At 59.5% G+C, this 20759-nt stretch carries 17 protein-coding genes and 1 pseudogene; 10 read left to right on the top strand and 8 right to left on the bottom strand.

Features of this window, described 5'->3' with window-relative positions:
* The first annotated feature begins 89 nt into the window (after positions 1-89).
* Positions 90-1517: an exodeoxyribonuclease I gene (sbcB, locus tag HX792_RS00685; protein ID WP_176994329.1), complete on the top strand. Its 1428-nt coding sequence runs from the start codon at positions 90-92 to the stop codon at positions 1515-1517.
* 89 nt (positions 1518-1606) lie between these two features.
* Here the strand turns inward: sbcB and mvaT are convergent, their stop codons facing one another.
* The gene (gene mvaT / locus HX792_RS00680) at positions 1607-1981 is read right to left on the bottom strand and encodes a histone-like nucleoid-structuring protein MvaT (RefSeq protein WP_016970296.1); all 375 of its coding nucleotides are present in this window, start codon (positions 1979-1981) and stop codon (positions 1607-1609) included.
* A gap of 350 nt (positions 1982-2331) precedes the next feature.
* On the opposite strand from mvaT, the gene purU reads away from it, so the two are divergent.
* Complete coding sequence (gene purU, locus HX792_RS00675) at positions 2332-3180, top strand: formyltetrahydrofolate deformylase (protein ID WP_176994328.1); 849 nt, start codon at positions 2332-2334, stop codon at positions 3178-3180.
* Between the two features lie 86 nt (positions 3181-3266).
* Positions 3267-3437, top strand: a complete 171-nt coding sequence (locus tag HX792_RS00670; RefSeq protein ID WP_176994327.1) for a hypothetical protein — start codon at positions 3267-3269, stop codon at positions 3435-3437.
* Positions 3438-3450: 13 nt separating this feature from the next.
* On the opposite strand, the gene HX792_RS30515 is transcribed toward HX792_RS00670, so the two are convergent.
* Both HX792_RS30515 and HX792_RS30510 read right to left on the bottom strand, forming a co-directional pair.
* Positions 3451-4215 (bottom strand): methyl-accepting chemotaxis protein, encoded by a 765-nt coding sequence (locus HX792_RS30515; protein WP_371319318.1) that lies wholly within the window; start codon positions 4213-4215, stop codon positions 3451-3453.
* Between the two features lie 93 nt (positions 4216-4308).
* A pseudogene (locus HX792_RS30510) lies at positions 4309-5340 on the bottom strand (cache and HAMP domain-containing protein); the annotation flags it as partial.
* Positions 5341-5544: 204 nt separating this feature from the next.
* On the opposite strand from HX792_RS30510, the gene HX792_RS00660 reads away from it, so the two are divergent.
* Positions 5545-7023: a helicase HerA-like domain-containing protein gene (locus tag HX792_RS00660; RefSeq protein ID WP_176994325.1), complete on the top strand. Its 1479-nt coding sequence runs from the start codon at positions 5545-5547 to the stop codon at positions 7021-7023.
* 4 nt (positions 7024-7027) lie between these two features.
* On the opposite strand, the gene HX792_RS00655 is transcribed toward HX792_RS00660, so the two are convergent.
* Positions 7028-7483, bottom strand: a complete 456-nt coding sequence (locus HX792_RS00655; protein ID WP_176994324.1) for a DUF721 domain-containing protein — start codon at positions 7481-7483, stop codon at positions 7028-7030.
* A gap of 305 nt (positions 7484-7788) precedes the next feature.
* On the opposite strand from HX792_RS00655, the gene secA reads away from it, so the two are divergent.
* The 3 genes from secA to HX792_RS00640 all read left to right on the top strand — a co-directional run bounded on the left by secA (position 7789) and on the right by HX792_RS00640 (position 12824).
* Complete coding sequence (secA, locus tag HX792_RS00650) at positions 7789-10524, top strand: preprotein translocase subunit SecA (protein ID WP_176994323.1); 2736 nt, start codon at positions 7789-7791, stop codon at positions 10522-10524.
* A 124-nt stretch (positions 10525-10648) separates the two neighbouring features.
* Complete coding sequence (gene argJ, locus HX792_RS00645; protein WP_176994322.1) at positions 10649-11866, top strand: bifunctional glutamate N-acetyltransferase/amino-acid acetyltransferase ArgJ; 1218 nt, start codon at positions 10649-10651, stop codon at positions 11864-11866.
* Between the two features lie 13 nt (positions 11867-11879).
* The gene (locus HX792_RS00640; RefSeq protein WP_176994321.1) at positions 11880-12824 is read left to right on the top strand and encodes a Nudix family hydrolase; all 945 of its coding nucleotides are present in this window, start codon (positions 11880-11882) and stop codon (positions 12822-12824) included.
* Between the two features lie 110 nt (positions 12825-12934).
* Here HX792_RS00640 and HX792_RS00635 read toward each other — a convergent pair whose 3' ends face one another.
* The 3 genes from HX792_RS00635 to HX792_RS00625 are packed head-to-tail and all read right to left on the bottom strand — an operon-like array spanning position 12935 to position 16516.
* Positions 12935-13513, bottom strand: coding sequence for a cob(I)yrinic acid a,c-diamide adenosyltransferase (locus HX792_RS00635; RefSeq protein ID WP_176994320.1), 579 nt, complete (start codon positions 13511-13513; stop codon positions 12935-12937).
* Between the two features lie 2 nt (positions 13514-13515).
* Positions 13516-15552, bottom strand: coding sequence for an ATP-binding protein (locus tag HX792_RS00630; RefSeq protein ID WP_176994319.1), 2037 nt, complete (start codon positions 15550-15552; stop codon positions 13516-13518).
* A gap of 46 nt (positions 15553-15598) precedes the next feature.
* Complete coding sequence (locus tag HX792_RS00625) at positions 15599-16516, bottom strand: putative 2-dehydropantoate 2-reductase (protein WP_176994318.1); 918 nt, start codon at positions 16514-16516, stop codon at positions 15599-15601.
* A 123-nt stretch (positions 16517-16639) separates the two neighbouring features.
* On the opposite strand from HX792_RS00625, the gene HX792_RS00620 reads away from it, so the two are divergent.
* Together HX792_RS00620 and HX792_RS00615 are read left to right on the top strand one after the other, a co-directional pair.
* The gene (locus HX792_RS00620) at positions 16640-17125 is read left to right on the top strand and encodes a YajQ family cyclic di-GMP-binding protein (RefSeq protein ID WP_010208088.1); all 486 of its coding nucleotides are present in this window, start codon (positions 16640-16642) and stop codon (positions 17123-17125) included.
* A gap of 136 nt (positions 17126-17261) precedes the next feature.
* Positions 17262-18104 carry a mechanosensitive ion channel family protein gene (locus HX792_RS00615; RefSeq protein WP_176994317.1) on the top strand — a complete coding sequence of 281 codons (843 nt, stop codon included), beginning with the start codon at positions 17262-17264 and terminating at the stop codon, positions 18102-18104.
* A 191-nt stretch (positions 18105-18295) separates the two neighbouring features.
* Here HX792_RS00615 and HX792_RS00610 read toward each other — a convergent pair whose 3' ends face one another.
* Complete coding sequence (locus HX792_RS00610) at positions 18296-19567, bottom strand: OprD family porin (RefSeq protein WP_176994316.1); 1272 nt, start codon at positions 19565-19567, stop codon at positions 18296-18298.
* 755 nt (positions 19568-20322) lie between these two features.
* Between HX792_RS00610 and HX792_RS00605 the strand changes: the two genes are divergently transcribed.
* Positions 20323-20748, top strand: coding sequence for an HIT domain-containing protein (locus HX792_RS00605; protein ID WP_176994315.1), 426 nt, complete (start codon positions 20323-20325; stop codon positions 20746-20748).
* Positions 20749-20759 lie beyond the last annotated feature (11 nt).

Here is a 20759-nt window from a genome sequence, read left to right as displayed (position 1 = left end):
TTTACTGGGTATTTGTACAGCTATCTATCGCTGGCCTCTGACGCCTTTCAACGCCTAGACTCTGTCGATCTTCAGCACAGGAACAGCCCGTGACCACCATTTTCTGGTACGACTACGAAACCACCGGTATCAACCCGCGCAGCGATCGCCCGCTGCAGGTGGCCGGGATTCGTACCGACCTCGAACTCAACGAGGTCGGTCCGCCGGTCAATCTTTACTGCCAGCCCAGCGACGACATCCTGCCTCACCCGGCCGCGTGCGCAATCACCGGTATCACGCCCGGCATCCTTGCCGAGAAGGGGCTGGCTGAAGCCGACTTCATGACCCGCGTACATGCAGAACTGGCCGCCCCGGGAACCTGTGGTGCCGGCTATAACACCCTGCGGTTCGACGATGAAATGACGCGGTACAGCCTCTATCGCAACTTTTTCGACCCCTACGCCCGTGAGTGGCAGGGCGGCAACAGCCGCTGGGATCTGATCGACGTGGTTCGTACCGCCTACGCGTTGCGGCCTGAGGGGATTGTCTGGCCCGAGCAAGATGGGCGCGTCACCCTCAAGCTGGAACGGCTGACCGAAGCCAACGGCATCGACCATGGCCAGGCCCACGATGCGTTGTCTGATGTGCGCGCCACCATCGCCTTGGCGCGTCTGGTTCGTGAAAAACAGCCCAAGCTGTATGAGTGGCTGTTTCAGTTGCGCAGCAAGCAACGGGTGATGGATCAGGTGCGCCTGCTGCAACCGATGGTGCACATATCGGGGCGTTTTTCTGCCGAGCGTCATTACCTGGGTGTCGTGCTGCCGCTGGCCTGGCACCCGCGCAATCGCAATGCGCTGATCGTGTGCGACCTGGGCCAGGACCCGCAAGGTTTGCTGGAACTCGATGCGGATACGCTGCGCAGGCGCCTTTACACTCGCCGTGATGAATTGGCCGACGGTGAGTTACCGGTGCCGCTCAAGTTGTTGCATATCAACCGTTGTCCGGTCGTCGCCCCGTTGAATGTGTTGCGTGGGCCAGACCTCCAGCGACTTCAGTTGGATAAGGACGCTTGTCTGGCGAATGCACTGCGACTTACTGACGCACAGGAAGTGTGGCAGGACAAGTTGGCGACCATTTACGCCGAGGAAGATTTTGAACCGAGTTCGGACCCGGAGCAGCAGCTCTACGATGGTTTTATCGGTGATCGCGATCGTCGTTTATGTGAACAAGTACGGGCTGCTGAGCCGCTGGAGTTAGCGCGCCAGCAGTGGCCGTTCGATGATCATCGCTTGCCGGAATTATTGTTTCGCTACCGTGCGCGTAACTTTCCTGAAACCTTGAACAGCGAGGAACAACAACGCTGGCAACTATTTTGTCAGCAGCGTTTGTCGAGCGAGGAATGGGGCGCGCCCAATACCCTTGAGGCATTTAAACAGGCCGCGCAGGAGTTGGCTGTTAGTGCTACGTCGCATCAGCGCCAGGTGCTCGACCAATGGCAGGATTATGCCGATTCTTTAGCGGCTCGCCTGAACCTGTAATCGGGTAATAACAAATACCCAGGCAATAAAAAACGCCAGCAGGCTGGCGTTTTTAATGTGTGGCGTATCAGGCGCAAGCCCGATGAGGCTTAGCCCAGCAGGGTTGCCCAGCCTTCAACCACATCACCGCCCCACTTGGCTTTCCACTCTTTCAGGGTCTTGTGATTGCCACCTTTGGTTTCAATCACTTCGCCGTTGTGCGGGTTCTTGTATTGCTTGACCTTGCGAGCGCGCTTGGTGCCGGTAGTTTTTACAGCGCCGCGTGGAGCTTTAACTTTCGACTCAGGATCCAGCAGCGCGATGATGTCACGCAGGGATTTGGAGTATTCACCCATCAGGGCGCGCAGTTTGCCTTCGAATTCCAGCTCGGTTTGCAGCTTGTCGTCTTGGGACAGGTTCTTCAAACGGGCTTGCAGCTCTTTGATAGCTTCTTCGGTGGCACGGTATTCGTTGATCAGAGACATGTGGACTACCTTATGTAGAGCGCGGGTTGACAGGGGGAATGGGCCAATAATAGTCAGGCAATTTCATCAAGTAAACATTTAACAAGGCATTTATGTGAATTACTTTGAATGTTTGTGGTGAAGCTATGCAATCGAGTTAATTAGTAGGTCGTAGCGCTAAAGATAATCACCGTTGTTTTTTGATATTTCGTGGGGTTTGCCGTTTTACGGTCATGTAGCGATCGTAAAACCTTACGCTATTAAGGGGCGTGGCCGGCGCGAAGGATCAGAATAAGCCACAAGGAATACTGCAGATTTTCTGCGCAATCGCTAGAATGGCGGCCTTTGTGAAGTTCTGGAGTTTCCCCCTAATGCGCACTTTTCGGCTGGTGATTGCTTGCCCGGACCGGGTTGGCATCGTTGCCAAGGTCAGTAACTTTCTGGCTTCCCACAACGGTTGGATCACCGAGGCGAGCCATCACTCGGACAATCTCAGCGGTTGGTTCTTCATGCGTCACGAGATTCGTGCCGACACACTGCCGTTTGGTCTTGAGGCTTTTCGCGAGGCGTTTGCGCCGATCGCCGAAGAGTTTTCGATGACCTGGCAGATCACCGACACCGAGCAGAAGAAGCGCGTGGTATTGATGGCCAGTCGCGAGTCCCACTGCCTGGCCGACCTGCTGCACCGCTGGCACAGCGACGAGCTGGACTGTGAAATCGCCTGTGTGATCTCCAACCATGACGACCTGCGCAGCATGGTCGAATGGCACGGCATCCCGTACTACCACGTCCCGGTCAACCCGCAGGACAAGGAACCGGCGTTCGCCGAGGTTTCCCGCCTGGTCAAGCAGCATGAAGCGGATGTGGTGGTGCTGGCGCGCTACATGCAGATCCTGCCACCGGAACTGTGCCGTGAGTACGCGGGCAAGGTGATCAACATTCACCACAGCTTCCTGCCGTCGTTCATTGGTGCCAAGCCTTATCACCAGGCCTCCCTGCGTGGCGTGAAGCTGATTGGCGCGACGTGCCATTACGTCACCGAAGAGCTGGACGCCGGCCCGATCATCGAGCAGGACGTGGTGCGTGTCAGCCACAGTGACAGCATCGAAGACATGGTGCGTTTCGGCCGTGACGTCGAGAAGATGGTCTTGGCCCGTGGCCTGCGTTACCACTTGGAAGATCGCGTGTTGGTACACGGCAACAAGACCGTCGTGTTCTGATCCAAGGGTTTTGATTGAAGAATGAAGGGCCTGGGCGTTAAATCGTCCCAGGCCCTTTTTCTTTGTTTGGCGTAGAGGTTCGGACCATGAGCGATCCCCTGGACAAAGCCACTTCCAAGGCACCCGCCACCCTGGGGGAGGGCTGTTTGAGCCGGTTTGACCCGGAAGAACTGAGCAGCGACGACGGCACCGAGTTTCCGGGGGCCGCCGAGCTGTGGGAGCAAGAGAAGGGCAAGGTCGAACCGGAGGGCAAGTAACACCCCACGCGGGTCAGATCCGGAAGCTGCCCACCAACTGTTTCAAGCGCGCCGCCTGTTGCTCCAGGTCTGCGCAGGCGCGCAGGGTGGATTGCAGGTTTTCGACGCCTTCCTGATTGAGGGTGTTGATCTCGGTAATGTCCATGTTGATCGACTCGACCACCGAGGTCTGCTCCTCGGTGGCGGTGGCCACCGATTGGTTCATGCCATCGATCTCGCCAATGCGTTGGGTCACGCTGTTCAGGCGTTCACCGGCCAGGTTGGCGATCTCCACGCTGTCATGGCTGTGACGCTGGCTTTCACCCATGGTGCTGACCGAATCACGGGCTCCGACCTGCAACTCCTCGATCATCTTTTGCACCTGTTGCGCCGACTCCTGGGTGCGATGGGCCAGGTTGCGCACCTCGTCGGCCACCACGGCGAACCCGCGACCCGCTTCCCCGGCACGGGCCGCTTCGATCGCGGCGTTGAGCGCCAGCAAGTTGGTTTGCTGGGAAATGCTGGTGATCACCTCGAGAATCTGCCCGATATTCACCGTCTTGCTGTTGAGCGCCTCGATATTGCTGCTGGAGGCACTGATCATCTCGGACAGCTGATTCATCGCCTTGATGTTGCGCTCCACCACCTGTTGGCCATCTTCGGCCAGGTGCCGTGCATCGCTGGCCTGGTGCGAGGCTTGCGCCGCATTGCGCGCGATTTCCTGGGCGGCGGCGCCCAGTTGGTTGATGGCGGCCGCCACGCTGTTGGTGCGGTTGGCCTGTTCATCGGAATTGACCATCGATGAGTTGGAGGCGCTCACCACGCGCAACGCCACTTCATTGACCTGCTCGGTGGCCGAGGACACTTCGCGGATCGACGTATGAATACGTTCTACGAAGCGGTTGAAGGCGTTCCCCAAGGTGCCGAATTCGTCGTGGTTCTGGATCGCCAGGCGGCGTGTCAGGTCGCCTTCACCGTCGGCGATGTCTTGCATGGCGCGGGTCATCACGTGCAGTGGTTGCAGCAGGATGCGGATCAGCATGCCGAGCAGGGCGATGATGATCACCACGGCAATGGCCGTGGCAATCACCGCTGAGGTGCGGAATTCGCTGAGCATGGCGAAGGATTTGTCTTTATCCACCGAAATGCCGAGATACCAGTTCACCGAGGGTAGACCCTTGATCGGTGTAAAGGTCACGATGTTGTCCTTGCCGTTGGCCTCGACCTCGCTGAAGCCGGTGCTGATCGTTGGCGTGTTTTTTGGGTACACATCGGCCAGCGTCTTCATCACCAGGTTCTTGTCCGGGTGCACCAGCACCTTGCCATCGGCGCTGACCAGGAACGCATAACCCATGCCGCCGAAGTTCAGCGCGCCAATGTTATCCACCAGGGTTTGCAGGCTCAGGTCGCCACCCACGACACCAATGCTCTGGGCGCCCTGGGTGCTGGGGGTAGCGATGGAAATAATCAGTTTGCCGGTCGCGGCATCGATGTAGGGCTCGGTGAGCGTCGAGCCGTTGCTGGCCTGGGCGCCTTTGTACCAGGGGCGGACACGCGGGTCGAAGCCGTCCGGCATCTTGGTGTCGGGGCGGATGGTGAACGCGCCCTTGCTGTCACCCACGTAGGTCGCCATGAACGAGGAGGTCAGGGCTTTCTGCTCCAGCAGCCTGGCAACGGCGGAGGGCTCGGGGTTGATGGCGATGTTTTGCGCGGCGTTTTCAACCAGGGCAATGCGCCCGGTAAGCCAGGTTTGGATGTTGCTGGCGGTGACATCACCCATTTCATGCAAGTAATTGTTGAGGTCGTCGCGGATGGCGTTGCGTTGCAGGTAGTCGTTGTAGAGGGTAAACAGCGCAAAAGCGGCGATGACGATAAGGGAGGCTGCAAGCAGGATTTTGTGGCTGAAGCGCAGATTTTTATTCATGGCTTGTAGGGTCCGCTAAGGTCTTATTATCCGAAGCGCGTCCTTATGGGATGCGCAAAATGGCAGCGTCAAAAAAGGTGTGATATTTCTTGCGATAGCTCCGTTGGTCCCTGTAGGAACTATCCGACCTATTTTTAGACTTTGTGGGTCTCACACCTCTCTATATCGACCTGGCGGCACTAAAGATTAACCAGAGGTGACGAAATGCCTGATACCACGCAACTCCTTATCGGCGCGGGCCTGGACGGCCAACCCGTCGCCCAGGCCATGCGCCTGGCCAACCGTCATGGGCTGATTGCCGGTGCGACCGGCACGGGCAAGACCGTCACCTTGCAGCGCCTCGCGGAAGCCTTCAGTGACGCGGGCGTGGCGGTATTTGCGGCGGACATCAAGGGCGACCTGTGTGGCCTCGGGGCCGCAGCCAATCCGCAGGGCAAGGTGGCCGAGCGCATCGCCGGCATGCCTTTCCTGGGGTACACGGCCAAGGCCTACCCCGTGACGTTGTGGGATATCCACGGGCAATCCGGTCATCCATTGCGCACCACCATCAGTGAAATGGGCCCATTGCTGCTCGGCGCGCTGCTGGAACTTACCGACAGCCAACAGTCAGCGCTCTATGCGACCTTTAAAGTGGCCGATCGCGAAGGCTTGCTGCTGCTGGACCTCAAAGACCTGAAAGCACTGCTCAACCACCTGCGTTACCACCCGGAACTGCTGGGCGACGACGCGGCGCTGATGACCACCGGCTCCAGCCAGGCCCTGTTACGGCGTCTTGCCGTGTTGGAGCAACAGGGCGCGGAAGCCTTGTTTGGCGAGCCAGCCTTGCAGCTGGAAGACATTCTGCAACCCGCCAGTGATGGGCGAGGGCGTATCCACCTGCTCGACGCCAGCCGTCTGGTGCATGAGGCGCCCAAGGTGTACGCGACCTTCCTGCTGTGGCTGTTGGCGGAGCTGTTCGAGCAGTTGCCTGAACGCGGCGATGCCGATAAACCGTTGTTGGCGCTGTTCTTCGATGAGGCCCACTTGCTGTTTGCCGATACGCCCAAGGCGTTGCAGGAGCGGTTGGAGCAAGTGGTGCGGTTGATTCGCTCCAAAGGCGTTGGCGTTTACTTTGTCACACAGTCTCCGGGGGATTTGCCTGACACGGTCCTGGCGCAATTGGGCCTGCGCATCCAGCACGGCCTGCGGGCGTTCACCACCAAAGAACAGAAGTCCCTGCGGGCAGTGGCAGACGGTTTTCGGCCCAACCCGACCTTCGATACCCTGGCGGTGCTGACCGAGCTGGGCACGGGTGAGGCCTTGGTGGGCGCGCTGCAGGAAAAAGGCACGCCGGAAGTCGTCCAGCGCGTACTGGTGGCGCCGCCGCAGTCGCGTATCGGGCCGCTCAGCGAGGCCGAACGCGCCGCGCTGATCGCCAGTTCGCCGTTGCTGGGGCGCTACGACAAGCCGATTGACCGGGAATCGGCCTATGAAGTGCTGATGGCGCGCAAGGAGCTTGGGCCGACCGAAGAGGCCAAGCCGGCTGCCGAAGAGCCGAGCTTTACGGACAAGGCGGGTGCCTTTCTGGGCACCACGGCAGGCAAGGCGCTGAAATCCGCGATGCAGCAGGCGGCCAATCAGATGGGGCGTCAGTTGGTGCGCGGTTTGCTGGGATCGTTGCTGGGGGGCAGCAAGCGCAAGTAACGGTTCAGGCCTTGGGCTTGGCGTGGGCGGCGAGCCGTTCCAGGGCGGCGCGCAAGCCCGGGTCGCTGATGCCGTCGGCCGTCGCCTGGATGGTTTCGGCGGCATTCACCGACAAGTCCATTGTGTGCCCCACTGCGCCCTGTTGCACGGTGGGCGGCTGCACTTTGAACTGGATGCGCATCAGGTTGGCGAATTCATCGAACGCCATCAATTGACGCTGCAGGCGCTTTTGCTGGTAACGCAAACGCGTGGCCCAATGACCGTCGGTGACAATTAACAGCAAATTGCCTTCACGCCAGGACGCCACATGACAATGTTCACGTGCGGCCGGTTGCAATTGGCTTTCGAGCAGGCGCTGCAAATGGCCCAGGCGTTGCGCGTGGCCAAAGATGGCTTTCAACGGCTTGGCTTCGCGGAGCAACACGCTGGGAATGCGAGCTGTATGAGGGCGAAATGCCATGTTTAGACACCTTAAGTAACAGAGCTGCCATCTTAACAGAAAGCGCCCGCAGGCCCCCTGGCAATGCAATGACAGGCCAAAGACCGCAAAATCAATAGGTAACTTCTGCACGCCATGGGTTGAAGTTCCAGCAAAAGCCCTTATTTTAAACAAGCCCTCTCACAGCACCATGCCAGCATCGGGGAACAACGCCACTTTCCTCACCCACGAATCCGGGTAGAATGCGCGTTCGCATGCGGCCGTGAGGGCTGCTCGGGCCACTCACGGTGCGCCCTCCATCCCTATGTGTGGAAGAACCTGCCGATATGTTTGCGCCTTTGTTAAAGAAACTTTTTGGAAGCAAGAATGAGCGCGAAGTTAAACGCATGCTCAAGACGGTGCAGCTGGTCAATGGCTTCGAAGAGCAGATGGTTGCCCTTTCGGACGACCAATTGCGCGCCAAGACCCAAGAGTTCAAGGCCCGCATAGCCAAAGGTGAAACCCTCGACAAGCTGCTTCCCGAAGCCTTTGCGGTCGCCCGTGAAGCCGGTAAGCGTGTCATGGGCATGCGCCACTTCGACGTTCAGTTGATCGGCGGCATGACCTTGCATGAAGGCATGATTGCCGAAATGCGTACCGGTGAAGGCAAGACCCTGGTAGCAACCCTGGGCGTTTACCTCAACGCATTGTCCGGCAAGGGCGTGCATGTTGTGACGGTGAACGACTACCTGGCTCGCCGGGATGCCAACTGGATGCGCCCGCTGTATGAATTCCTCGGCCTGACCGTCGGCGTGGTAACGCCGTTCCAGCCGCCGGAAGAAAAACGCGCGGCCTACGCTGCCGACATCACCTACGGCACCAACAACGAATTCGGTTTCGACTACCTGCGCGACAACATGGCGTTCAGCATGGAAGAAAAATTCCAGCGCGAACTCAACTTTGCCGTGATCGACGAAGTCGACTCCATCCTCATCGACGAAGCCCGTACCCCGCTGATCATCTCCGGCCAGGCCGAAGACAGTTCGCGCCTGTACACCGAAATCAACAAGTTGATTCCGCGCCTGACCCAGCACGTTGAAGAAGTCGAAGGCGTGGTGACCAAAGAAGGTCACTTCACCATCGACGAGAAGACCCGCCAGGTCGAACTCAACGAAGCCGGTCACCAGTTCGTCGAAGACATGCTGACTCAGATCGGCCTGTTGGCTGAAGGCGAGAGCCTGTACTCGGCGCATAACCTGGGCCTGTTGACCCATGTTTACGCCGGCCTGCGCGCCCACAAGCTGTTCCACCGCAACGTCGAATACATCGTGCAGGATGGCCAGGTGGTCCTGGTCGACGAACACACCGGGCGTACCATGCCGGGTCGTCGTCTGTCCGAAGGCCTGCACCAGGCCATCGAAGCCAAGGAAGTGCTCAACATCCAGGCCGAAAGCCAGACGTTGGCGTCCACCACCTTCCAGAACTACTTCCGTCTGTACAACAAACTGTCCGGCATGACCGGTACGGCCGACACGGAAGCGTTCGAATTCCACCAGATCTACAACCTGGCCGTGATGGTCATCCCGCCGAACAAGCCGTTGGCGCGTAAAGACTTCAACGACCTGGTGTTCCTGACGGCCGAAGAGAAATACGCGGCAATCATCAATGACATCAAGGACGGCATGGCCCAGGGTCGCCCGATCCTGGTCGGTACTGCCACCATCGAGACTTCCGAGCACGTGTCCAACCTGCTCAACAAGGAAGGCATCGAGCACAAGGTCCTCAACGCCAAGTTCCACGAAAAAGAAGCCGAGATCATCGCCCAGGCCGGTCGCCCAGGCGCACTGACCATCGCCACCAACATGGCCGGTCGTGGTACCGACATCCTGTTGGGCGGCAACTGGGAAGTGGAAGTCGCGGCCCTGGAAAACCCGAGCCCCGAGCAGATCGCCCAGATCAAGGCCGACTGGCAGAAACGCCACCAGGCCGTGCTGGAATCCGGCGGCCTGCAGGTGATCGCTTCCGAGCGTCACGAATCGCGCCGTATCGACAACCAGCTGCGTGGTCGTGCCGGTCGTCAGGGTGACGCCGGTTCCAGCCGCTTCTACCTGTCGCTGGAAGACAGCCTGATGCGCATCTTCGCCTCGGACCGCGTGAAGAACTTCATGAAGGCCCTGGGCATGCAGTCCGGTGAAGCGATCGAGCACCGCATGGTGACCAACGCCATCGAGAAAGCGCAGCGCAAGGTTGAAGGCCGCAACTTCGACATTCGTAAGCAACTGCTCGAGTTCGATGACGTCAACAACGAACAGCGTAAAGTGATCTATCACATGCGTAACACGTTGCTGGCCGCCGACAACATTGGCGAGACCATCGCGGATTTCCGTCAGGACGTGCTCAACGCTACCGTCAGCGCACACATCCCGCCACAGTCCCTGCCAGAGCAGTGGGATGTTGCTGGCCTGGAAGCGGCGCTCAAGAGCGACTTCGGTGTGGACTTGCCGGTTCAGCAATGGCTGGACGAAGACGACCACCTGTACGAAGAGACGCTGCGCGAGAAGCTGATGACCGAGCTGCTGGCCGCGTACAACGAGAAAGAAGAGCAGGCGAGTGCCGAAGCACTGCGCACCTTCGAGAAACAAATCGTTCTGCGTGTGCTGGACGACCTGTGGAAAGACCATCTGTCGACCATGGATCACCTGCGTCACGGTATCCACCTGCGCGGCTACGCCCAGAAGAACCCGAAGCAGGAGTACAAGCGCGAGTCGTTCACGCTGTTCTCCGAATTGCTGGATTCGATCAAGCGCGATTCGATTCGCGTGCTGTCCCACGTTCAGGTGCGTCGCGAAGACCCGATCGAGGAAGAGGCACGCCTGCGTCAGGAAGCCGAGGCTCTGGCTGCGCGCATGCAGTTCCAGCACGACGAAGCCCCGGGTCTTGAGCAACCTGAAGTGCTGGGCGAAGAGGTCGATGTGGCCCTGGCTCAGACGCCGGTTCGCAACGACCAGAAGCTGGGCCGCAACGAACTGTGCTGGTGCGGTTCGGGCAAGAAGTTCAAACACTGCCACGGCGAAATCAACTAAGATTTTTGCCTGACGCTGCAACACCCCGCGCCGCGACCGGCCTTTGCCGTCGCGGCGTTTTGCCATTAATTTCACCGTCGCTCACGACGGCACAGATATCACCTCATTTTTAAGGAGCGCATTCATGGCTGTTGGTCTTGGTCCTTTGCCCACATTGCACCCGGTTGCCGGTTTTGAACTCGGTATCGCTTCGGCCGGCATCAAGCGCCCGGGGCGCAAGGATGTGGTGGTGATGCGCTGTGCCGAAGGTTCAACCGTCGCTGGCGTGTTCACCCTCAATGCGTTCTGCGCAGCGCCGGTGATCCTGGCCAAGCAGCGTGTAGCCGGCAACATTCGTTACCTGCTGACCAACACTGGTAATGCCAACGCCGGTACCGGCGAGCCAGGCCTGGTGGCCGCTGCGCGCACCTGCGCCAAGCTGGCCCAACTGACGGGCGTGGATGCCAGCCAAGTGCTGCCGTACTCCACCGGGGTGATCGGCGAGCCGTTGCCTGTCGAAAAAATCGAAGGTGCCCTGCAAGCCGCACTGGACGACCTGTCTGTGGATAACTGGGCTGCCGCTGCCACCGGCATCATGACCACCGACACCCTGCCAAAAGGCGCGAGCCGCCAGTTCGTGCACGACGGCGTGACCGTCACCGTGACCGGCATCAGCAAGGGCGCGGGCATGATCCGTCCGAACATGGCCACCATGCTCGGCTACATCGCCACCGACGCCAAAGTCTCCCGCGACGTGCTGCACAGCCTGATCCTGGACGGCGCCAACAAGTCGTTCAACCGCATCACCATCGATGGCGATACCTCCACCAACGACTGCTGCATGCTGATCGCCACCGGCCAGGCCAACCTGCCGGAAATCACCGAGGCCAGCGGCCCGCTGTTCGCCGCGTTGAAGCAGGCGGTATTTGAAGTGTGCATGGACGTGGCCCAGGCCATCGTGCGTGACGGCGAAGGTGCGACCAAGTTCGTTACCGTTGAAGTCAATGGCGGCGGCAACCACCAGGAATGCCTGGACGTGGGTTACACCGTGGCGCACTCGCCGCTGATCAAGACCGCGCTGTTCGCCTCCGACCCGAACTGGGGCCGTATCCTGGCGGCCGTCGGCCGTGCCGGTGTGCCGGACCTGGACGTGAGCAAGATCGACGTATTCCTCAGCGGCGTGTGCATCGCCAGCCGTGGCGCCCGTGCCGAGACCTACACCGAAGCCCAGGGCTCGGCGGTGATGCAACAGGAAGAAATCACCATCCGCATCGAGTTGGGGCGCGGTGAGTGCAGCGAAACCATCTGGACCACCGACCTGTCCCACGAGTACGTGAAGATCAACGCGGAATACCGTACCTAAGAGGATAAGCGCGGTGAAACGAGTGCATGTAGCAGCAGCGGTGATCCGCGGTGTCGACGGCAGGATCCTGCTGGCGCGCCGCGCCGATACCCAGCATCAGGGCGGTCTCTGGGAGTTTCCCGGGGGCAAGGTGGAGGCCGACGAATCGGTCGAAACCGCACTGTCCCGCGAATTGCAGGAAGAGCTGGGCATCCAGGTCACCACGGCACGCCCGTTGATCAAAGTACAGCATGACTACCCGGACAAGCAGGTGTTGCTGGATGTCTGGGAAGTCTCGGCCTTTACCGGCGAACCCCATGGTGCCGAAGGGCAGCCGTTGGAATGGGTGGCGCCGCGAGACCTGATCAACTATGAATTCCCGGCTGCCAATGCGCCCATCGTTGCAGCCGCGCGTTTGCCGGCCGAGTACTTGATCACGCCTGGCGAGCTGGAAACCCCCGCATTGTTGCGCGGTATCCAGAAAGCCATTGCTGGCGGCATCAAGCTGGTTCAACTGCGAGCGCCCAATGGCTACGACCCCAAGTACCGTGACCTGGCGGTGGATGCAGTGGGGCTGTGCGCAGGCAAGGCGCAATTGATGCTCAAAGGGCCATTTGAATGGTTGGGGGATTTCCCCTCGGCGGGCTGGCACATGACCTCGGCGCAACTGCGCAAATACGCGAGCAAAGGCCGGCCGCTGCCCAAGGACCGCTGGTTGGCGGCTTCTTGCCACAACGCTGAAGAACTGGCGCTGGCCGAGTTGATGGACGTGGATTTTGTCACCTTGTCACCGGTGCAACCGACCCAGACTCATCCTGATGCGCAGCCGTTGGGTTGGGAGCAGGCGGCGCAGTTGATCAGTGGGTTCAGCAAGCCGGTGTTTCTGCTGGGTGGGGTGGGGCCGGCTGAGCGTGAACAGGCTTGGGACGCTGGGGCTCAGGGTGTGGCTGGCATTCGGGCGTTTTGGCCTGAGGTTTGATGTGGCCTTGAAGACGCCATCGCCGGCAAGCCGGCTCCTACAGTTGAAATGCATTCCCCTGTAGGAGCCGGCTTGCCGGCGATGGCGCCAGACCAGTCAATACACAATCCTCAGTGGGGCTTGGCAGCCGCCTGCCACAACACCTCCGCCACACCCTGGCGCTTGGCAATCACCCGCGCCGCCACAAACAGCAAATCCGACAGCCGATTGATATACGCCAACCCCACGCCTTCCAACGGTTCCACCGCATTCAACTGCTGACACCGCCGCTCTGCACTGCGCGCCAGGCTGCGGCATACATGGGCTTGGGCAATCAGCGCCGAACCACCGGGCAGGATGAAGTTCTCCAGCGGCCCCACTTCCTCATTCCAGCGGTCAATCGCTGCTTCCAGCCGATCCACTTCCGCCGCGTTCAACGCCTTGTACACCGGCATCGCCAGCTCACCGCCCAGGTCGAACAAACGATGCTGGCACGGCGTAAGCACTTCGATCACATCCTTCAGTTCCGGGTGCTTGCCGCTCTGTTCTTCCAGGTTGGCCAGCAGCAACCCCAACTGACTGTTCAGCGTATCGACCTCGCCAATGGCCTCCACCCGTGGGTGGTCCTTGGGCACGCGGCGGCCATCGCCGAGGCCGGTTTCGCCCTTGTCGCCGGTACGGGTGTAGATCTTCGACAGGCGAAAGCCCATGGTCAGTGCTCCAGTTGGGTAAGTTCGTAAGGGGGCAGTTGGCTGCCGGCCAGGGGCAGACGCAGGGTAAAGCACGTGCCCTGGCCCGGTGTGGAGTGCACTTCCATCTGGCCCTTGTGGTTGTTGGTGATGATGAAGTACGACACCGACAGCCCAAGCCCGGTGCCCTGGCCGATCTCCTTGGTGGTGAAGAACGGCTCGAAGGTGCGCTTGCGCACGTTTTCACTCATGCCGATGCCGTTGTCTTCCACCTGGATCTCCGCCCACGGAGGGTTGAGGCGGGTGCGCAGGATGATGCGCCCCGGCTCGCTGTCGTCTTCGCGCAGGTGGATCGCCTGGGCGGCGTTTTTCAGCAGGTTGAGCAGCACCTGTTCCAATTCGTTGGCGGTGCCGGGCACGGGGCCCAGTTGCGGGTCGAACTGGCGAATGATCGCCTGGCCCTTGAAGTCGAAACCGATGGTCAGGTCGAAGTCGTTACCGGCGATCTCTACCGCTTGGTCAATCAGCGCGGGCAGGTCGCACGGCGCCATCTGCCGGTTGCTGCGCCGGCTGAAACTGAGCATGTGGGTAACGATCTTCGCTGCCCGTGCACCGGCTTGCTGGATGCCATCGAGCAACTGCGGCACCTCACGGCTTTGCAGGTAGCGGTTGACGGTGTCCAGCTCGATGCCGGCTTGTTCGGCGTGCTCCAGGTTCTTGGGCAAATCGGGGGACAGACGGCGGCGGATGTTCTGTACGTTGTGCAGGATTGCGCCCAGGGGGTTGTTGATCTCATGAGCCATACCGGCGGCGAGGCCACCGACCGAGAGCATTTTTTCCGACTGCACCATCATCTCTTCCAGGGACAGGCGCTGGGTAATGTCGTCGATACGGATCACCACGCCGCGCCCGGCTCCGCCCATCAGCGGGTAGAAGGTCAGGGCGTAATGCTTGGGCTCATCATCCTTGACCCAGGTGACCCGCTCGATGCGTTCCACCGTGTGCTGCTCGACGGTGGCCTTGATTTGCGGCAGATAGGGTTTGAGCGGCTGGAAGGCCAGGAAAATCGGCTGGTTCAGCGCTTCATCCAGGCGCGTACCGGAAAGCGCGCTGGCTTCCTGGTTCCACTGGGTCACGTAGAGTTGTTCGTCCAGGGCGATCAGCGCCGAGGGCATCGAGTCGATGATGCTGTTGAGGTAGTTCTGGAAGCCGGTGAGTTTTTTCTCGATCTTGCTGCGCACCTGGACTTCCAGTTCCAGCTTGCGGTTGGTGTGGCGGGTTTCTTCCGCCAGGCCCTGGGCCTGGTCGTAGGCGGCCTGGGAATCGTCCCTGGCGCGCTTGAGCTGTTGCTCGCGGGCTTCGATGCGCGAGAGCATGGTGTTGAAGGCTTCGGCCAGGCTGCCGATTTCGTCGTGGTTGCCACGGCCGGCGCGCAGGGCGTAGTTTTCTTCGCGGGTGACCTGGCGCGACAGCTCTTCCAGTTCGTGGATCGGCCGGGTGATCAGGCGTTTGATCTGCCGGGCGATGATCAGCCACAACAGCACGCTGAAAATCAGGATGCCCAGGCTGGCGGTCAAGGTGCCGGTATAGAAGGCCACCGGCAGCTCACTGCTGGCCACCAGCAGCAGGTGCCCGGAAGGTTGGCCGGCGCGGGGCAGGGTGATGACCTGGTTGCTGCGAAATTCGGTGACGCGCCAGGCTTCGATATGCCGGTAGTTGTCCGGCAGGTGCAGGCGATCGCCATGTTGCATCTGCGCCAGGCGGTTGCCTTCGCCGTCGTACAGCGCGGCGGCGCGTAGCGGTGAATAGCTGGTCAGTTCGTTAAGGAGCGCGTCGGCCTTGGCGGGGGATTCAAGCGCTTCGGCGGCGAGGGCCGGGTTGGACACCAGCCGACCAATGGCCTGGAGCGCCTGGGGGGCCATGCTTTCCTGGGAGATCCAGTAGGCCGCACTGATGAACGTCAGGTTGGCCACCAGCAACACGGTGGTGAGCAGCACCAGCAAGGCGGCCAGCAGTTTCTGCCCGACCGGTAGGTTTTCTAGACGCTGGCGCAGTGGCATCAGGTTTTTCGCAGGCAATAGACAAGTGGGCAGGGTAGCGCGTGGTTCAGTCGCTGGGCAATCCGCGTGCGCGCAACAGCTCGACCAGGCGCGCTTGCACCTGTTGCAGATGCGGCAGGACCAATTGATGGCGAGCTGCCGCGAGGCAGGCGTACCCCAGCAGGTAGCTGATTTCGGTGCGCCGGGCGTTGGCCACGTCCTGATACATCGAGGAGTAGTTGGCGGCGGTGGCCTGGATCACCCGGTCCACCTCACTGTGCAAGTGTTGGGCGGCAGCGGGTTGACCGCAACATTCCAGCAGTTCGGCCAGTTCCGCACACAGTGTGGCCACTTCGCATTGATGGGCCTGTAAGCCTCCATTGCGGCATTGATAGAGCACGGTCAGCGGGTTGATGGCGCAATTGAGGGCCAGTTTGCGCCACAGGCGGGTGAGGATGTCGGTGCTCCATTCGTGGGGTATGCCAGCTACTTGCAGGTCTTCCAACAATAGAGGCGGTGTGGGGTGGGCTCCATCGCCCAGCCAGGTATAACCGTGACCGGCGAACACCACGCGCCAGTCGCCGTCGCGAAACGCGCCTTCGGTGCTGGAGGCGAAAATGCAGCGGGCCTGGGGCAACTGGGCGGCCACTGCGTCCTGGCTGCCGAGGCCGTTTTGCAGCAGGATCAGTTCGGCGTCCGGTACAAGCCGGTGCTGCAGTTGTGCGACGGCGCTTTGGGCGTCGTAGGCTTTGCACGCCACCAGCAGGCGATGAATCGGCCCAGGGCTGTCAGGTGTTTCGCCGATTACCGGGTAGGTGTGCGAGACGCCTTGTTCCACCAGGGTCAGGCCTTCTCCCGCCTGGTAGCTGGCCAGGCGCGCTTCATCGCGCAGGATCAACCGGACGGGCACGCCCGCACGGGCCAGGCGTGTGGCCCAGAGTGTGCCCAGGCTGCCCGCGCCGAGAATGTGCCAGGTGGTCGACATCTGTTTGTGCTCCGTTGGGTCGCCCACGATGAACGGGGCGAAAGAACCGCTATAATGCCCCGGCATTTTAGCTCGGGCGCGCTCCATCTCTACTGAGCCCGCCCCTTATATTGGAGAAATGACATGCCTTCGTTCGACGTGGTATCCGAACTGGACAAACACGAAGTCACCAACGCCGTCGAGAACGCCGTCAAGGAGCTGGACCGTCGCTATGACTTGAAAGGCAAGGGCAGCTTTGAGTTCAAGGAAAAGGAACTGACTGTCAACCTGACCGCTGAAGCCGATTTCCAGCTGGAAGCGATGATCGAAATCCTCAAGCTGTCCCTGGTCAAGCGCAAGATCGACGCGCAATGCCTTGAAATCAAGGACGCCTACGCCTCCGGCAAGCTGATGAAGCAGGAAGCCATTCTCAAGGAAGGCATTGATAAAGAGCTGGCTAAAAAGATCGTGGCCCATATCAAGGACGCCAAGTTGAAAGTCCAGGCCGCCATCCAGGGTGAGCAGGTGCGTGTGACCGGCAAGAAGCGTGACGACCTGCAGGAGGCCATTGCTGCCCTGCGCGCCAAGACCTTCGACATGCCGCTGCAGTTCAATAACTTCCGCGACTGATGGCCATTTGGGGAACCTGAGGACGTTTTTGACGTCCCACGCCCCAGAGCCACTGCCTACTATTGAGCCCTACGGGGCTCAATTGCATTTTTGGGCGCCTGAAAATACCGAACGTCCGCTAGACAGGAGAATGTAGATGGATTTGAACGCTGAAGTGGATCACTTGATCAAGACCTCCGAGTCGTGGATCCCGATGATCATGGAATACGGCAGCCGGTTTTTGCTGGCGGTGATCACCCTGGCCATCGGCTGGTGGCTGATCAACGTATTGACTCACCGCGTGGGGCGTTTGCTCGCCCTGCGTAATGCAGACCTGGCGCTGCAACACTTCATCACCAGCCTGGCGAACATTGCGCTGAAGGTCATGCTGGTGGTCAACGTGGCGTCGATGATCGGCGTGGCGACCACCTCGTTCGTTGCCGCGATTGGTGCCGCCACCTTGGCAATTGGCTTGGCCTTGCAAGGCAGCCTGGCGAACTTCGCCGGTGGCGTGCTGATTCTGTTGTTCCGCCCATTCCGCATTGGTGACTGGATCGAAGCCCAGGGCACGTCGGGTACCGTCGACAGCATCCAGATCTTCCACACCGTGTTGCGCACCGGTGACAACAAGACGGTGATCATCCCCAACGGCAGCCTGTCCAACGGCCTGATCACCAACACCAACCGTCAGCCGACGCGCAAAGTGGTGTTCGACGTGGGCGTGGACTATGACGCCGACCTTCAGAAAGCCCGTGAAGTGCTGCTGGAACTGGCCAAAGACCCACGCGTGCTGGCCGACCCGGCTGCGGTAGCAGTGGTGTCGACCCTGGGGGACAGCTCGATCACGGTTTCCCTGCGTTGCTGGACCAAAACCCCGGATTACTGGGATGTAGTGTTCATGCTGAATGAACTTGCACGTGACCGCTTAAAGGCTGCCGGGATTGATATTCCATTTCCACAGCGGGTTATTCGAGTGATGCAGGAAAGTGTTACGAAGTAACTAAGTGCAAGGGCCTCGAACTTGGCCAAAAGGTCAGGTTCGAGGTCGACGGGTTAATCTCGTTAGTTAGCTTGCTAGTTATTTTTCGATTGAAATAAAACGGCAATAAAAAAGCCGCCCCCTTGTTTGCAAGGGGGCGGCTTTTTATTTAAGGCCGAAGCCTTAAGCCATCGTTGTAATCAAACTGCCAATTACAAGATGTTCAGCGGGTATTGCGCGATCAGACGCAGTTCGTCGATAGACGCCGAACCGTAGTACACGCCGTCAGACGAACGATAGGTCGCTTGACGTACGCGCAGGCTCAGGTCTTTGGCTGGGCCGCTCTGGATCACGTATTTGGCTTCGATGTCGCGTTCCCACTCTTTACCGTTCGAAGTGGTGGCGGTGTTGGCGCCGCTACCGCTGACGTAACGAGTCATGAAGCTCAGGCCTGGCACGCCGAAAGTGGCCATGTTCAGGTCATAGCGAGCTTGCCAGGATTTTTCGTCTTCGGCGTTAAAGTCGGAACGGGCGATGGAGTTGGCCAGGAAAATAGTGCCGCCGCCGTCTACGCCGTAGCCGTAGTCACCGTCGCCGCTGACTTTCTGGTAGGCCAGGGTGAAGGTGTGAGCCTGGATGGTGTACGCGCCTTGCAGGCTGTATGCACGGTTATCCAGTTTGGTGGTGCCGTCTTTTTCTGCGCGTTGCAGGCCGGCGCCATCGCTCTTGGTGCTGTAGATGTTGAAGTCAACGGCCAGGGACTGGTCGTTGCTCAGCGCGTGAGTCCAGTTCAGGTTGGCGTAGGTTTTCTTCCAGTAGTCTTCGGTCTTCGCGTAGTACAGGCTGGCGCTGACTTCCGGCGTCAGGGCATAGACACCACCGATGAAGTCGGTTTTGGTCAGGCCCAGGCTGTCACGGTAAGTCTGTGCTTGTGCCACGCTGGAAGTGAAGTGACCGCCTTCCAGTTTCAGGCCTTTGATTTCGTTGCTGGTGATCGAGATACCTTGTGGCAGCTCTGGCAGCAAACGGCTGTCATCGGAAGCGAAGACAGGAGCGGTGGTGTATTGGTCGCCCACTTTCAGCACGGTATCGGAGATGCGGAACTTAACAGCGCCGCCGCCTTTGGAGTAATCGTCTTGTGCGCGACCGTCCGAACCGGTAGGGAACAGGCCAGTGCCCGAGCGACCCTTGCCGCTGTCCAGTTTCACGCCCAGCAGGCCGATGACGTCAACACCGACACCGATGGTGCCTTGGGTGTAGCCCGACTGGAACAGGCCGTTGAAGCCCAGGCCGGTTTCGTTGACGCGGCTTTTGCCGGTGTCGTTGTTACGGAAGTCGCGACCAAAGTTCAGGAGGCGAGTGTTGATGCTGAACGTGCTGTCTTCAACAAAGCCCTTGGAATCGTCCTGGGCGGACGCCATTGCGAACTGCGAGGTGCCTGCTGAAACAGCCAGGGCGATCATGCTCCACTTCATCACGCGCATCGTGATTTGCTCCTTTGGTTTTAGGAAGAGTACTGCCGTCCCACCTGTATTTTTATCTGGGCGGCTCTTTCTTTTTTGTGTCGGCGCAAAGTTATATCACGCAGACTCTATTGACGATACTTACCCATCTATCCTTTCAGCTTCTTTACGAGGCTGTCGTAAATTGCTAGCTCCATGTCGCAAATTCACAGTCCGAGTGTCACCGGACTGACAACTTCAATAGTGTTTTCAAACCCGTTTTAAAGTTTGAATCCATCCTCGATACACATTGAAACGCTACTGTTTTTTATCGCGAAACACCTGCTTCCTGGCGGGTGTCGTTGCCGACGATGTGGGGGTGAATGCAACAAGCGTGCACAAATCGGTAACTGAATGTCATTTTTTCGTGAAAAACATTACGACAGTGTAAAAACCGCATAAGCACGGGCTTTTTACGCCGTTTGGTTTGGGCTTGACGCCCAGGTGCTTCACCTGTTTGGGAACGCACAAAACCTGCCTGAGACAAAAATGTTACCGGTTCACCCTCACGAGTGGGTACTTGGCGGATCCCTTTGAGGCACAGGTGGGTCATTTTGGTGCATCCCGTCGAAGCCCGGTTTAGCGTAGCTCAAATATTCGACTGCCTCGAAAGGGTGCAGTTTTTTTGTCGTCCCGGGGCCAAACGCTGCCTGCGTAGCGTGCATTCGTCGTGAAGCGCTGGGCATTCGCGGGTATGCTGGGCCCCTGAAACTGACCTGCCGAACGGAGTGCCCGTGGTGTTCGCCCTAGATCAACGCCTGCAACAAGACACACTGGTCATCGGGGACTTCCCGCTGTGCCGCCTGCTGCTGTCCAATGATTCGAACTACCCATGGTTCATCCTGGTGCCGCGCATCAACGGTATCAGCGAAGTGTTTCAACTGGATGTCGCCGATCAACAAGCGTTGTGGCAGGAAACGACCGCCTTGGCGCAATGGCTCAACGAAGGCTGGGTGGCTGACAAGATGAACATTGGCGCGCTGGGTAACGTCGTGAGCCAGTTGCACGTGCACGTGATCGTGCGCAAACGCGATGACGCCGCCTGGCCTGCGCCGGTGTGGGGCAAGCATCCGGCTCAGCCGTACACAGAGGACCAAGTGGCGGCGATTCGCGCGCGCTTGCGTGAGTTGTTACCGGCCGACTTCATCTTTTCCCAAGCTTGAACTGCAGGACT

Source organism: Pseudomonas sp. B6002 (assembly GCF_013385985.1).
GTDB lineage: Bacteria > Pseudomonadota > Gammaproteobacteria > Pseudomonadales > Pseudomonadaceae > Aquipseudomonas.
This window is presented reverse-complemented; position numbering and strand designations above follow the sequence as displayed.